The sequence below is a fragment of the Bradyrhizobium vignae genome (assembly GCF_900324035.1).
Lineage (GTDB): Bacteria > Pseudomonadota > Alphaproteobacteria > Rhizobiales > Xanthobacteraceae > Bradyrhizobium > Bradyrhizobium vignae.
In genome coordinates this window covers 1,766,508-1,780,780 of sequence record NZ_LS398110.1, presented here as the reverse complement: position 1 = coordinate 1,780,780, position 14,273 = coordinate 1,766,508, and the positions used below count along the sequence as shown (strand labels likewise).

Genomic DNA, 14,273 nt, shown 5'->3' with positions numbered 1-14,273 from the left:
CACGCACCATACCCAGGACGGTCGCCGCTTTGCATATGAAGCGTCGAAATTATCGTTGTGATGTTCCCGAAGAGAAGGGATCGCGTGTGGACCGGTAATCCGAACGCCAGAGATATGCGGAAAGACGAATGCCATCGTCGAGCAGGTCTTGTTCGAGCCTAACCAGTCAAATCGCCGCGATAGGCGGCATTGTCGCCCGTTGAACGCGCAAGTTTCATCTTCTCGGCCCGAGATAGGACACTGGAAGGACCCGTACGTGCGGTTCGTCGGTTCGCGCCGGAGGCACGACAGACCTCGCTTCAACCGGATCGTTCGGGGGAAAGATACTGTCGTAGATCGCACCCGCCTCTCGAATTAGCCGATCGCGCTCTCTTTCGGACTTCGAAGCGAACTGAATAATTTCGACCATATTCCGCTCCACGTTGGATCAAGACAGAAGTAGGCGACGGCGTTTCCGGTTATCACTCGAGCCAGCTCCGAGGGGCTCTCAACGGATGCGAATGGCCAGGCTTCCGAAGCGTCACAAGATGCGGAATCAGGGACCGCGTTCGTTCACGGTCGCTCGGAAGAGACCAATCGCCATCCCCGTAAATGAGCGTAACCGGCGTTCGAATCTGCCCGTAGTAGTCGCGAGCCTTGCTCCACGGACCTCCAACCCGCCAGCACCTTTCTAGCCATCCGCTTGTATCCGGGGAGACGAGCCGCCCTGTCGAACTCGTCGAGCAAACCGGGGGCAGTTGCGCGGATCGCGATACCCATGATCTTACCCAGTATCATCTTGTTCCCGATAAGCCGACACCGGTCGTCAACCGCGCGGCTGCCGCAGCGGTGACGCGCCAAGGTTCGGCTCAGATTCGATAAGGAATGATGACCGGAAGGCGTTCGATGCCATGCACGAAGGATGAGAAATTCCTCTCCGGTTCGGCGACGACTTTTATCTCGGGGAATCGTTTGAGAATTTCTTCCCAGATAATCGTGAGCTGCATTTCGGCAACACGATTTCCGACGCAACGGTGAATGCCGAAACCGAAGGACATATGTTGATGGGGCCGTTCCCGATCGATGATGAATTCATTCGCCCGATCGATGATCTCTTCGTCGCGATTGCCCGAGATGTACCACATGGCGAGCCGGTCGCCCTTCCTTATGGTCTTGCCACCGACTTCAACATCTCGCGTTGCTGTCCGCGCCATGTGTGCCAGCGGCGCCTGCCAGCGGATCGTTTCGGACACCATCGACAGGACGAGACCCGGGTTTGCGCGCAGCTTGGCGTATTGCTCCGGGCACTTGTTGAGCTGGAGGACGCTGGCGGAAATCGTGTTTCGTGTCGTGTCGTTCCCACCGATAATGAGCAGGACGACATTACCCTGATAGGATTCGACGGACATGCCTCGGGTGGCGGGATTGTGGGCCAACATCGAGATCATGTCGTTGCGCGGCTCGCCATTGCGGCGCTGGTTCCAGAGCTCTTGGAAAGCGCCAAAACACTCAAACGTTTCCCGGCCCTTCTGCTCCCAGCTTTTCACCGGCCCGTAACCCGGCGGGCTTGTCAGAATGTCGGACCAGTGGGTTAGTTTGCGGCGCTGCTCGAACGGAAAGTCGAATAGGGTGGCCAAGGTCATGGCGGTCAGTTCCTTGGACACCAGGTCGACCCAGTCGAACTCGCTGCCGATCGGCAGGGAGTCGAGAATCTGGCCCGCTCGCTCGCGCACCTGGCCTACCATCGTCTGCAGGTTGGCGGGCGCCATGGCGGGCGTCACGGCCTTCCGCGCCGGAGCGTGCTCGGGTTCGTCCATGGTAATAAAGCCGATGTCGCCCTTGGGACGCTTGCCCATCACCCTCTCGCGCTCTTCGATATCTGCGAGGGGAGTGAGGACGATGCCCTCCGCGGAGGAAAACGCCTCGTGGTTCGTATCGACGGCCAGGATGTCATTCCACTTGGTGATCGACCAATAGGGTCCAAACTCGCTTACCGGCGTGAAGTGGACTGGGTCTTCGCGGCGCAATCGTTCGAACACTAGCCAGTGAGTGCCATTTCTGAAGCGATCCTTCCGCGCCGGATTCAATTGTTCGAGCGGTGTGGCGGCGATCTCAGCAGCGGCGTCGGCCGGCCGGACTTTCATCGCGATGCTCATCGTTACCCTCCCTATTCAAAGGCGCTTCAGCGTCAAGAGCGGCCAAGCGACCGTGGCAGCTCGTTGCGAGACTTTTGGCGTCCGGACGCATGTTGCCAGCTCCAAACCGAGAGTCAATCATTAATAGTGCTAAAAAGGCACCTACTTAAGTTTTCAGACACACTCGTTCGGCATCATCGACGATTATATGCATGAATTCACGGGATCTGTTCCGCTTCGGTAGTTCTTTCAAGAGGTCTAAATTCGAACGGAGCGAGCGTTGCCGATAGCGTACGGTACGATGGCCGAGCAAAACTGCGACTCTCAGCGCATCGCCGCCGTACCACAGTGCCGACACGAGTCGCTGCTTTAGAGTTGGACGTCTCACACGCCGAGCGCCCACTATGCCGCAGACGAAGAATTCATCATCAATAGCGAGGATCGTCGATCATGGGATCCTCTTTTTGAATTTGTCCATGGGTTGCTGGACGATGATCGCGACCTGCCTGGCGCCGTGCGGCACGAGGTAGATGACGAGGAACAACAGCGCGCCGAACACGGCGCCGGAGAGGCCCTTGGAGATCCCCTCGGCCATGTTCGGAACGAAGATGATGAAGGCCGCACCGACGAACGAGCCGGGCAGCCAGCCGACGCCGCCGACGACCATGCCGAGGAACAGCGAGATCGCGAGCGTGATGGAATAGCCGTCGGGGGCCACGAATTGCACCGCGATGGCACCGAGACCGCCGGCAACGCCGGTGATCCCGGCCGAGATGCCGAAGGCCAGCGTCTTGTACAGCGCGACGTCGACGCCCATCGCCGAGGCCGCGATCTCGTTGTCGCGGATCGCCATGAAGGCGCGACCCGAGCGCGAGCGCAGCAGGTTCACCGAGGCGACGTAGATCGCGAGCGTGACCGCAAGCGTGAAGTAGTAGAGCCACATGTCCTGGGACATCGGCAGGCCGAACGGGGCGTCCGGTTTGGTGACGACGAGGCCCTGTACGCCCCCGGTCAAGTGCTCGAAATAGCCGAGCTTGAGGAGCTGCGGCATTGTGGTGGCCAGTGCAAAGGTCGCGAGCGCCAGATAGACGCCGCTAAGCCGCAGCGCCGGCTGACCGAACAGGAAGCCCAAGCCGAAGCAGACGATGCCGGCGATCGGCAGCGTGAGAGCATAGTTCATGCCCGCATGCTCCATCAGAATCGCCGCCGTATAGGCGCCGACGGCGTAGAACGCGCTCTGGCCGAGCGAGAACTGGCCCGAGCCGCCGGTCAGGATGTTGAGTGCCAGCACCGCCAGCCCATAGATCAGAAGCATCGTCATCTGGAAGATGATGAAGTTCTTGACGAACATCGGCACGATCAGCAGTGCCGCCAGCACCACCAGCGAGGTGCCGGTGCCCAGCGTCATGGCCCGCTTCGGAACCGCCTCGACCGCCTCGTGGCCTTCGGCGACGACTTCTTCTGCTGCGCTCATGATCAAACTCGCTTGACGATGTGCCGGCCGAACAGACCAGCGGGTTTGACGACCAGGACGGAGATGATCAGCGCGAGCGCGATCGGGAGTTTCAGCTCGTTGCCGACGCCTGGGATGTAGGTGCCGGCGAGATTCTCGAAGATGCCGACAAGGAAGCCGCCGACCACGGCGCCCAACGGGCTCGACAATCCGCCGAGCACCGCCGCGGCGAACCCGTAGATCAGCACGCCGCCCATCATGTTGGGCTCGAGGAACACGACAGGGGCGATCAGCATGCCGGCGATCGAGCCGATCGCGGTCGCCATGCCCCAGCCGAGCGCGATCATCCAGCTAGTGTTGATGCCGACGAGGCGGGCCGATTCAGGCACCGACGCGGCCGCGCGCATGGCAAGACCGATGCGGGTGTACTGGAAGAAGAAATAGAGCCCGAGCAGCAGCAGCACGGTGACGCCGATCATGCCGGCCTGGTGGGTCGAGATCAGCTGGCTGCCGAGGAACGGCGCGGAACCGAACGGGGTCGGATATTGCTTGATGGTGAAGTCCCAGATCAGGCCGGCGGAGGAGTTGATGATCGCAAACAGCGCAATGAAGCCGGCGACGTTGGTCAGGACAGGGGCCTTGGCGAGCGGCTTGAACAGGATGCGCTCGATCGCGATTCCGGCGACGAAGGAAAATGCCAGCGTGATCAGGAAGGCGGCCCAATAGGACAGGCCCCACTGCATCAATTGCCATGAGATGAAGGTCGAGAACATCGCCATCTCGCCCTGCGCGAAGTTGAGATGGTCGATGGCCTGGTAGATCATGACCACGGCGAGCGCCATGCAGGCGTAGATCGCGCCCGTGGCGATGCCGGCCAGGACCTGGTTGGTGAACAGCTCCATTGTGCCGGCTCCCTCAGTAACCCAGATAGGATTTGCGGATTTCTTCATTGTTCGCGATGTCCTTGGCGTTGCCCGACATCACGATGCGTCCGGTCTCGATCACATAGGCCTGGTCAGCGAGCTCGAGCGCGAGCTGCGCGTTCTGCTCGACCACCAGGATCGACACCTTGTCCTCGCGGTTGATCTTGCCGAGGATACCGAACAAATCGCGCACGACCAGCGGGGCGAGGCCGAAGGAGGGCTCGTCCAGCAGCATCAGGCGCGGCCGCAGCATCAGCGCGCGGGCGACCGCGAGCATCTGCTGCTCGCCGCCGGAGAGCGTGCCGGCCTGCTGGGTGTGCCGCTGCTTCAACACCGGGAAGTGCGCATACATGCGCTCGATGTCGGAGACGATGCCGGCGCTGTCCTTGCGGGTGATCGCCCCGAGCTGGAGATTCTCCTCCACCGTCATGGTGGTGAAGGTGCCGCGGCCCTGCGGCACATGGGCAATACCGAACCGCACGATGTTCTCGGTCGAGCGATTGTTGAGCGGCTTGCCGTCGAACTCGATCGCGCCGGTCGAGCGCACCATGTTGCAGATCGCGCGCAGCGTGGTGGTCTTGCCGGCGCCGTTGGCGCCCAGGAGCGTCGTCAGCGAGCCCTCGTTCAGCGAGAAGGACATGCCGTGGAGCGCCTGGACCTGGCCGTAATAGGCGCGCAGGTCCTTGACGTTGAGCAGTGTCGTCATTGGTCCTTGCTCCCGAGATAGGCCTTGATGACGTCGGGGTCCGCCTGCACCTGGGCGGGCGTGCCTTCCGCGAGCTTCTTGCCGAAATTCAGCGCGACGACGTGGTCGGCGATCGACATGACGAGTCCCATGTGATGCTCGACCAGGAGCACCGTCATGTGGCGCTCGTCACGGATTTTGCGGATCAGGTCGCCGAGCACATAGACTTCTTCGTGGTTGAGGCCGCCGGCAGGCTCGTCGAGCAGCAGGATCTTGGGGTCTGCTGCGAGGGCGCGCGCCAGCTCGACACGCTTCTGCGTGCCAAACGGCAGGCCTGACACGATGGTGTGGGCGACGTCCTCGAGATTGAGATAGGCGAGGATCTCGTGCACCTTCTTGTTCACGTCGGTCTCGCTGCGGCGGATCCAGGCCAAGCGCAGCGAGTCGCTGATGATGTCGCTGGAGGTCTTCGAATGCGCGCCGACGCGGACGTTGTCCATCACCGACAAGTTCGGAAAGAGCGCCAAGTTCTGGAAGGTGCGGCCGATGCCGATCTCGGCGATCCGGTGGGGCGGCCGCGACAGGATGCTCGTGCCTCCCATCAGGATGTCGCCGGACGACGGCTGGTAGAGCCGCGAGAGGCAGTTGAAGAGCGTGGTCTTGCCGGCACCGTTGGGGCCGATCAATCCGAGGATATGGCCCTTGTGCATGTCAAAGGACACGCCATTGAGCGCGACGATGCCGCCGAACACGACGCTGACGTCGCGAACTGCGAGCAGGGGCGATGTCCCCCGCGCGAGCTGTGCCTGCGTCATCTCGTCTCGCCCACGCGATTCAGTGGACGAAGGGGCGACGCGAACCGCTCCCGGCGATGACAAAAAACGACCTGTTTTCCCTGGCGAAACATGCAACTTTTCCTCATCGTCCCGTCCTGTTATATTTTTTGGCTTTCGGCATCGTGCGAGCTCGCGCGACGCGATCCGGTTTATTGCATCAGTAGCCCGCCACCAGCGCTGCTCAGATCGATGAGCTCTTGCGCCGGCATTCCTTGGAGTTGGGAGGCTTTGAACTTCGAGATCCCGACATGGCTTTGCCGCGTCCCATTCGAGATGATGTCTGATTGTCCTTTGGTCAGGCTCGTACTGCGCGCTTCTTCGCTCACATCCAACGGCGATAACGGGAGCGTCAACGGTGTCATGACGATCTGTTCGGCAAGAGCTCGGAAGAGTACGTCGATGGCCATTTTCCGAGCTAAACAAAATTGGATGAAAGGCCGCTCTCGCGGGAGAGCCGTTCGCTCGGCTCAAAGGTGTCAAGCTTTACTCGGGAACGCGCCTCTTCCTGAAGATTCGCAATGGTGCGCATTCCAGGGCTGACCCGAAGCGCGCGACGGCGGCGATTCGACTGCAGCGCATTTGTGGGCAATCAAGCTACTCCCCCTCCCGGCGAATTCGTGCTCGCCCGGTTTTCCGTTTCCCCGTTTTCAAAGAACCATTTGTCTCACGCTAGGTTTCGGCGAGACACGGTTTATATCAGGACCCTAACGTTCTAAAATAGAACTGTCAATATTTTGATTTCAGCCTCTTTTTCCGCTTCTTTTCGGCAAGGTCTAGAATGGTGACCTTCTTTAGAACTAACGTCATCAACGAAGGTGCTGATCGCGAGTTTCGCGGCGAACCGGACCTCGATTTCGGCTGTGCGGAGCTTCATGAGCTCCGAGATCGAGGCGAGCTTGGCCTTGAGCTGGCGGTGGATGCCGTCGAGCGTCTTCGCCGAGATGCCGAATTGCTGGTAGAAGGAAACAGCCAGGTCGCCCGTGAACTTGCGGCCGCTTCGCAGCGCGACGTAGAGCCTGCGCTCGATCCTGGATTCGAGCTCCGCCCTGGCGGCCAGGACGGGGTGAGTGTTGATCCGGGAAGTAAAGGTGCGGACGATGGAGGGCATTGGAGGCCGTCGCTCGGGTCCCAACACCCGACGGACGACATCTACAAGGAACAGGTTTTCTACACGTTAATCCGAATAGCCTGAATGACGAACCCGGCGCAGCGGTTGCCAGCCGAACGGCTCACGATGATCGCAGCGTACGTAAGTCAGATGCGCCCAGCGGGTCGTTGAAGTGCGAGACGTGGTAACGAACTCACCATGAAGATCGCGGTAGAGGTGCCACCGGATCATTCTATCACTGTTGACATCGCAAACGTGTTCAACGTCCTTCAGACGGGCAGCCCAAGTTGCTTTCGCAGGCTCTTGTCGAATGCGGATGTGGGAACGAAACGACGCAGGAGACTGACTTGGCGCGCCATCCTCCCGGCCGCATAACGCGTCTTCGGAGCGGCATCGGTAGCAGCAGCTAAAACGATCTCCGCCACCACTTCGGGCGAATCGCCTTTCTCCATCGCCTTCCGCACGACTTCGGCCATGCCAATTCGCGCTGAATCGTATATGCCAAGCAAGCGGTCTGGACTCGCGAGATTATGTTCGAAGGACGTCCGGGTATAGGCTGGCTCCACCAGAACGACGCGAATTCCGAATTGGCGCAGTTCGTGATCAAGCGACTCGGAATAGCCTTCAACCGCATGCTTGGTCGACGAATAAAGCGCAAAATAGGGAGCTGGGATGAATCCCTGCACCGAACTGACGTTAACGATTCTGCCGTTCATTTGTCGTCGCATTATTGGCAGCACTGCGTTGGTCACGCGAAAAACGCCGAAGACGTTCACGTCAAACAGAGCTTGGGCCTGGACCAGGGAGGACTCTTCCGCGCCACCGAGCAGACCCATGCCAGCGTTGTTGACGAGTAGGTCGATACGGCCGGCCTCGGCCAGCACATCATCAACCATTTTCCCGACCGACGCGTCATCAGTCACATCACAGGTCAGCATCGTAACGCCATCAGCTCTTTCAGAGGCGCGACGACTGGTCCCGAAGACTCGGAAGCCCGCTCTCTGCAGGGCCTTGGCCGTTGCATTGCCGATGCCAATCGAAGCCCCGGTCACCAGAGCAACGCCAAGATCGGTCTTGTTCATGAAGTCTCCTGTGCTTGCGTCGTTGGAGCAGTCGAAGCCGAAGCTTCAATTGCAACAGAGGTCGCGCCCGCGGACGATCCTTTGCGCAAACTCTCGGCGGCCGCTTCCAGGAATTGAGTTGACAGACGCTCGTCGTTAACGACCCGCGAGAGGACGACCGCACCGACCATCGTCGAGAGAATGGCCATGGCTTTGCTGCTGGGGTTCTCGGAGGCTGTCTTAATGATGAAGTGGCGGATAACGTCGAGATGCGCCCTTATTCCCGCTTCGAATGCCGCTTTCACCTCGGCCCCTTGTCGGGCGGCGTCAGAGCCGAGCGCCACGATCGGGCAACCGTCCATCTTTTCTTCGCGATGGTCGGCACTGAGGTAAAATGCCATCACCGCGCCGAGTGGATCGTCAGGATGGGCCGCGGCCGCTTCCGACCACCGAGCGGAAGCGCTCGCCAGGGCACGCTTGGACGCCTCGACCGCCAGATCCTCTTTCGATGCGAACTGCTTGTAGAAGGCGCCTTGGGTAAGCCCGGCACCCTTCATCAAATCCTTGAGCCCGATACCATCAAATCCGCGCTCCCTGAAGAGGCGACTGGCCACGTTGATCACTGTTTGGCGGTTCTCGACCGCCTGAGTGCGACTCACTCGCATCTCGGATCTCCATTGGATTTCGTTCGACTTCTATAGTTGGTATAGAGTTCGAGTGCAATCTATCAATTTGGGACGCTTGGGGGCTTGCTGCCGCACGGCGACAGCCTCGACAGGATCACGTTCGCGTTAGCTTAAAGATTTAGATTGCGATCGAAATCTAAGTCAAATATAGAGTTCGTACACAATCTAAACTAAGGAGACGGATCATGATGAGGGGTATTGCGGTGTTGGCCGGCATTTCGATCCCGGTCGGGGTGGCGGCCTTCGTCGCTTTTGCGATTCCCGCCCAGGAAGCCTCCGCAGTCAGCGACCCCAGGCAGGAGCCGCCGACGGTCCGTCTGGTGACGGCCGCACGAGTTGGGGGATCCGAACGCGGGTTCACCGGGACCATCGGTGCGAGAGTGGAAAGCAATCTCGGCTTTCGCGTCGCCGGCAAGATCGTCGAACGACTGGTGAATGTCGGTGAGCAGGTCAAGGCCGGACAGCCGCTGATGCGGATCGACGAAACCGACCTTCGCCTTGCACTTACCGCGAAGCGCAACGCCGTCGCCGCAGCGCGTGCAACGGTGGTTCAAACGGATGCGGATGAGCGGCGATACGCCAACCTGGTGAACGAAGGGTGGACGTCCCGGCAGCGCTACGAACAGGCAAAGGCCGCGTCGGATACTGCCAAAGCTCAGCTCGCCGCGGCCGAAGCCGAAGCAGGAGTCGCCGAGAACCAGGCAACTTACTCTGTCCTGGTGGCGGATGCGGACGGAACGGTTATGCAATCGGTTGGCGAGCCCGGACAAGTCGTCTCCGCCGGCCAGATGGTCATCCGGCTGGCACAGTCTGGTCCCCGCGAAGCCGTCGTCGCGCTTCCCGAAACGATCCGGCCGATGATTGGCTCGATCGCCGAGGCCAGCCTCTATGGAACCGATGGGCGCCGCTATGCGGCACACCTCCGGCAACTGTCGGATTCCGCCGATGCCCAGACCCGCACCTACGAGGCGCGCTATGTGCTGGACGGCGAAGCCGCCGCGGCACCGCTTGGTGCGACGGTCACCATTCGGCTTGCAAGCCAGGAGACTCAGCCGGAAGTCCAGGTGCCGCTGGGAGCCGTGCTCGACGACGGCCGAACGACCGGCGTTTGGGTCTTCGACAGCGGTACGTCGACCGTACACTTTCGGGCCGTCGAGCTTGCACGTCTGACCAGCGAAAACGCCGTGATCTCCGGATTGAGCTCCGATGATCGGGTTGTTGCCCTCGGCGCTCACCTCCTTCAGGAGGGGGCTCGCGTCAGGATTGCGTCGGAAAGCAAGAGAAACTGATGAGCTTCAACCTTTCCGGGATCACCGCTGGAGGAGGCAAATGCTGTACAGTTACATCGTCAAGAAAGAAATCCGAAAGACCTTCGACCACGTCAACAACCATCGCTGGGATGAAGCGGTGAAAGCAGTCGTGCCGCATGTCCATCACCGCGTTTCCGGCGCCCACGCGCTCGGTGGTGAGCGCCACAACAAAGAGGACCTGCGCCGCTGGTTTGAGCGCCTCGGCCGCGTCCTGCCGAATCTCCGTCTCGAGGTCAACGGCATCTGGGTGAAAGGCTGGCCATGGCGCACCACCGTGTTTGCCGAGTGGGACGCCACCGCAACGCTGCTTAACGGCGACGCGTCGTACGTCAACCGCGGTCTCCACGTGTTCACGCTGCACTGGGGCAAAGTCTACGCACTCGAGGAATTTCAAGATTCGCAGGAAGCGGCCCGTGGTCTTGCCGCCCAAGCAGCAGCTGGCCTTGAAGAAGCTGCCGCCGAACCAATCGTAAGCTCGCAGAAGCGCAATAAGAGGGCTCGCGCCTTTTAGGTAAGCCCGGTTCACGTCGCGTCCACTTGCCGCAATACTGAGCGAGCGAACGTCGCAAATTTGGAGTGGCCAATGTCGAATTTAAATCTTTCAGCGGTTGCCGTTCGCGAGCGCGCGGTCACTCTGTTCTTCATCATCCTGCTGGCGGCCGCGGGCGCCTACGCCTTCTTCAACCTCGGCCGGGCGGAGGATCCGTCCTTCACCATCAAGACCCTGACTGTCACCACCGTTTGGCCGGGAGCGACGGCACGCGAGATGCAGGATCAGGTCGCCGAACCCTTGGAGAAGCGCCTTCAGGAACTGACCTGGTACGACCGGGTGGAGACGACCACACGGCCCGGCTATGCCTACATGACCGTGACGCTGAAGGACAACACGCCGCCATCGAGCGTGCAGGAGGAGTTCTATCAGGCCCGCAAGAAGCTGGGAGACGAAGCGCGCAAGCTTCCCTCTGGCGTGCTCGGCCCCTTCGTCAACGACGAATATTCCGACGTGAGCTTCGCCCTTTATGCCCTCAAGGCGAAGGGCATGCCGATGCGGGAACTCGCCAGGCAGGCCGAGACCATTCGCCAGGATCTCCTGCACGTGCCCGGCGTAAAGAAGATCAACATCCTCGGTGAACGTCCCGAGCAGATATTCGTCGAGTTTTCCTATCCCAAGCTGGCAACGCTCGGCGTGTCGGCCCAGGATATTGTCGCCGCCTTGCAGCGGCAGAACACGGTCACACCGGCAGGCTCGATCGACACCAGGGGGCCCCAGGTTTTCATCCGGGTCGATGGCGCTTATGACAGCGTCCAGGCGATCGCCGATACGCCGATCGTCGCTGCGGGGCGGACGCTGAAACTCTCCGACATCGCCGCAGTCCGCCGCGGTTACGAGGATCCTCCCACCTATCTCATCCGGCACCAAAGCGAGCCCGCCGTCATGCTCGCGGCGGTCATGCAAGAGGGCTGGAATGGCCTCGCGCTCGGCAAGGCGCTGGAGGAGCGGTCAGCAGCTATCGCTCGGACGCTGCCGTTCGGAATGACGCTGGCCAAGGTCAGCGACCAGGCCGTCAACATCACCTCGGCGGTCGACGAATTCATGATGAAGTTCGCGATGGCGCTCGGCGTTGTGCTGCTGGTGAGCCTGCTCAGCCTCGGCTGGCGCGTCGGCATCGTGGTCGCGGCTGCCGTCCCTTTGACGCTCGCGGTTGTGTTCCTCATCATGCTAGAGACGGGCCGGTTCTTCGATCGTATCACGCTCGGCGCCCTCATCTTGGCACTTGGTCTTCTAGTGGACGACGCCATCATCGCCATCGAGGTGATGGTTGTGAAAATGGAAGAAGGCATGGACCGCATCAGGGCGGCCGCCTACGCGTGGAGCCACACCGCGGCGCCGATGCTATCGGGAACGCTCGTCACGATCGCCGGTTTCCTGCCTGTGGGCTTCGCGCGCTCGACGGCCGGCGAATACGCCGGCAACATCTTCTGGGTCGTGGGGTTCGCCCTCATCGTCTCTTGGATCGTCGCGGTGATCTTCACACCCTATCTTGGCGTCAAGATGCTGCCCGCATTCAAGCCGATCGAAGGTGGACATCACGCGATTTATGGCACGCCGAACTATCGACGTCTGCGCGCGCTCATTACCTTTGCCGTGCGCAACAAGTTCGTAACCAGTGGCATCGTTGCCATCGCTTTCGCGCTGTCGGTCGTCGGCATGGGTGGCGTCAAACAGCAGTTCTTCCCGACATCCGACCGCCCCGAAGTGCTGGTGGAGGTTCGTCTGCCGGAAGGCACCAGCATCGAGACGACCACCGCCACAGCCGAGAAGCTCGAACGGTGGCTGCACGATCAGCCCGAGGCCAAGATCGTCACGAGCTATGTCGGCCAGGGCGCGCCGCGTTTCTTCTTCGCGATGGCGCCGGAGCTGCCTGATCCGGCCTTCGCCAAGATCGTCGTGCTGACGCCGGATGCGGAGGCGCGCGAAGATCTGAAGCACCGGCTCCGACAGGCGGTGTCGCAGGGGCTCGCACCTGAGGCCAATGTGCGCGTCACGCAGCTTGTGTTCGGACCGTATACGCCATTCCCGGTCGAGTTTCGGGTGATGGGACCTGATCCGGCGCAATTGTACGCCATCTCCGAAAAAGCCCTCGACATCATGCGTGGCGTCCCCGACGTGCGGCAGGCGAACCGCGATTGGGGCAATCGCACGCCCGTGCTCCGCTTCATCCCGGATCAGGATCGACTGAACCTCATCGGCCTTTCGCCGGCGGAGGTGGGCCGGCAACTCCAGTTCCTTCTCACCGGCATCACCGTAACGCAGGTCCGCGAGGACATTCGCAATGTCCCGATCGTGGCCCGCAGCGCCGGCGGCGAGCGGCTGGATCCGACGCGTCTGGCGGATTTCTCGTTGATGAGCAGGGACGGCCGCGCGGTTCCGCTCGACCAGGTCGGCCATTCGGAAGTCCAGCTTGAAGAGCCGATCATGAAGCGCCGCGATCGCACCCCCGTCATCACGATCAGGTCGGACATCAATGAGGCGACCCAGCCGCCGGAGGTCTCCAAGCAGATCAAGACGGCCCTTCAACCGCTGATCGCGTCCCTGCCGGCCGGCTATCGGATCGAATTGGGCGGATCGATCGAGGAGGCAAACAAGGCCAATGATGCGTTGGCGACGATCTTTCCCGCCATGATCGCCGCCATGCTGATCGTCATCATGCTGCAGGTGCGATCGTTCTCGACGATGGCCATGGTCGTGCTGACCGGACCGCTTGGCCTCGTCGGCGTCGTGCCGGCATTGCTCATCTTCAACCAGCCCTTCGGGTTCAACGCGATTCTGGGCCTGATTGGGCTGGCGGGCATCCTGATGCGCAACACGCTGATCCTGACCGAACAAATCAAGGAGAATCTTGCAGCCGGCCTTGACGACTATCATGCCGTCATCGAAGCCACCGTGCAACGCACGAGGCCTGTCATCCTGACCGCGCTTGCCGCCGTGCTGGCCTTCATTCCCCTCACACATTCCGTGTTCTGGGGATCGATGGCCTACACGCTGATCGGCGGCACCGCGGTCGGCACGGCACTAATTCTGCTGTTTCTCCCGGCCCTCTATGCCGCGTGGTTCAAGATCAAGCCGACAAAAGAGGAGGCGCCCGAGAATTCGGCGGCAGAACCTCACCTGCGCGAAGCAATGGCCGCCGAATAGAGCCTTCGAACCTATGACTCTTCGAACCGGGAACTTCCAGCGAAAGCTCTCGTACGCATTCTGGAGATGTCCGAGCCTTGCTTTCGCGGCAGTCGGCGGCGGCCTTGATCGTGCGCCTTCCGAAGACGCCGGCGGCCGACGCAAGAATGGCATGACATCCAGAGTGCACGGAGAACACACTTGAGTCGAATATTCACTCTCCTCTCAATTGTCTGTGCCGCCTTGGCCGGCGCGGATCATTTGAGCGTCGCGCCCACCCGCACAACAAACAACTACGGATTCTGCCTGGAGGACCATTCGTCAGGCACGCGCAAATGCAACTTCGACACTATCGAAAAATGCATCGCCGTGATTTCTGGTCGGGGCGGTAGCTGCGCTCGCAGCTTCTAACCAGCCGAGG

General features: G+C 60.9%; 14 protein-coding genes. 4 read left to right on the top strand and 10 right to left on the bottom strand.

Features of this window, described 5'->3' with window-relative positions; genetic code table 11:
* Positions 1-214: 214 nt before the first annotated feature.
* The 10 genes from BRAD3257_RS40820 to BRAD3257_RS08550 form a co-directional block, all read right to left on the bottom strand.
* On the bottom strand, positions 215-409 hold the full coding sequence (locus BRAD3257_RS40820; protein ID WP_122401506.1) for a hypothetical protein: 195 nt from the start codon (positions 407-409) through the stop codon (positions 215-217).
* Positions 410-848: 439 nt separating this feature from the next.
* The gene (locus tag BRAD3257_RS08590; RefSeq protein ID WP_197711532.1) at positions 849-2,135 is read right to left on the bottom strand and encodes a cytochrome P450; all 1,287 of its coding nucleotides are present in this window, start codon (positions 2,133-2,135) and stop codon (positions 849-851) included.
* A gap of 427 nt (positions 2,136-2,562) precedes the next feature.
* A complete protein-coding gene (locus tag BRAD3257_RS08585; RefSeq protein ID WP_122401505.1) occupies positions 2,563-3,588 on the bottom strand; it encodes a branched-chain amino acid ABC transporter permease in 1,026 nt (341 codons plus the stop codon).
* 2 nt (positions 3,589-3,590) lie between these two features.
* Entirely contained in the window at positions 3,591-4,469 is an 879-nt protein-coding gene (locus tag BRAD3257_RS08580) for a branched-chain amino acid ABC transporter permease (RefSeq protein WP_122401504.1), read from the bottom strand.
* Positions 4,470-4,482: 13 nt separating this feature from the next.
* A complete protein-coding gene (locus tag BRAD3257_RS08575) occupies positions 4,483-5,196 on the bottom strand; it encodes an ABC transporter ATP-binding protein (protein ID WP_122401503.1) in 714 nt (237 codons plus the stop codon).
* Entirely contained in the window at positions 5,193-5,990 is a 798-nt protein-coding gene (locus tag BRAD3257_RS08570) for an ABC transporter ATP-binding protein (protein ID WP_122401502.1), read from the bottom strand. Before BRAD3257_RS08570 ends, BRAD3257_RS08575 begins: the two co-directional genes overlap by 4 nt.
* Positions 5,991-6,160: 170 nt before the next feature.
* Positions 6,161-6,418, bottom strand: coding sequence for a hypothetical protein (locus BRAD3257_RS08565; protein WP_122401501.1), 258 nt, complete (start codon positions 6,416-6,418; stop codon positions 6,161-6,163).
* A 305-nt stretch (positions 6,419-6,723) separates the two neighbouring features.
* The gene (locus BRAD3257_RS08560) at positions 6,724-7,119 is read right to left on the bottom strand and encodes a hypothetical protein (protein WP_122401500.1); all 396 of its coding nucleotides are present in this window, start codon (positions 7,117-7,119) and stop codon (positions 6,724-6,726) included.
* A 269-nt stretch (positions 7,120-7,388) separates the two neighbouring features.
* On the bottom strand, positions 7,389-8,201 hold the full coding sequence (locus BRAD3257_RS08555) for an oxidoreductase (RefSeq protein WP_122401499.1): 813 nt from the start codon (positions 8,199-8,201) through the stop codon (positions 7,389-7,391).
* Positions 8,198-8,845 (bottom strand): TetR/AcrR family transcriptional regulator, encoded by a 648-nt coding sequence (locus BRAD3257_RS08550; protein WP_122401498.1) that lies wholly within the window; start codon positions 8,843-8,845, stop codon positions 8,198-8,200. The genes BRAD3257_RS08555 and BRAD3257_RS08550 overlap by 4 nt, the downstream gene beginning before the upstream one ends.
* A 206-nt stretch (positions 8,846-9,051) precedes the next feature.
* Between BRAD3257_RS08550 and BRAD3257_RS08545 the strand changes: the two genes are divergently transcribed.
* The 4 genes from BRAD3257_RS08545 to BRAD3257_RS42170 all read left to right on the top strand — a co-directional run bounded on the left by BRAD3257_RS08545 (position 9,052) and on the right by BRAD3257_RS42170 (position 14,263).
* A complete protein-coding gene (locus BRAD3257_RS08545) occupies positions 9,052-10,155 on the top strand; it encodes an efflux RND transporter periplasmic adaptor subunit (RefSeq protein WP_122401497.1) in 1,104 nt (367 codons plus the stop codon).
* Positions 10,156-10,195: 40 nt separating this feature from the next.
* Entirely contained in the window at positions 10,196-10,687 is a 492-nt protein-coding gene (locus tag BRAD3257_RS08540; protein ID WP_122401496.1) for a nuclear transport factor 2 family protein, read from the top strand.
* A 72-nt stretch (positions 10,688-10,759) separates the two neighbouring features.
* Positions 10,760-13,873 carry an efflux RND transporter permease subunit gene (locus tag BRAD3257_RS08535; protein WP_122401495.1) on the top strand — a complete coding sequence of 1,038 codons (3,114 nt, stop codon included), beginning with the start codon at positions 10,760-10,762 and terminating at the stop codon, positions 13,871-13,873.
* Between the two features lie 180 nt (positions 13,874-14,053).
* Positions 14,054-14,263: a DUF3551 domain-containing protein gene (locus BRAD3257_RS42170; RefSeq protein ID WP_160118780.1), complete on the top strand. Its 210-nt coding sequence runs from the start codon at positions 14,054-14,056 to the stop codon at positions 14,261-14,263.
* Positions 14,264-14,273 lie beyond the last annotated feature (10 nt).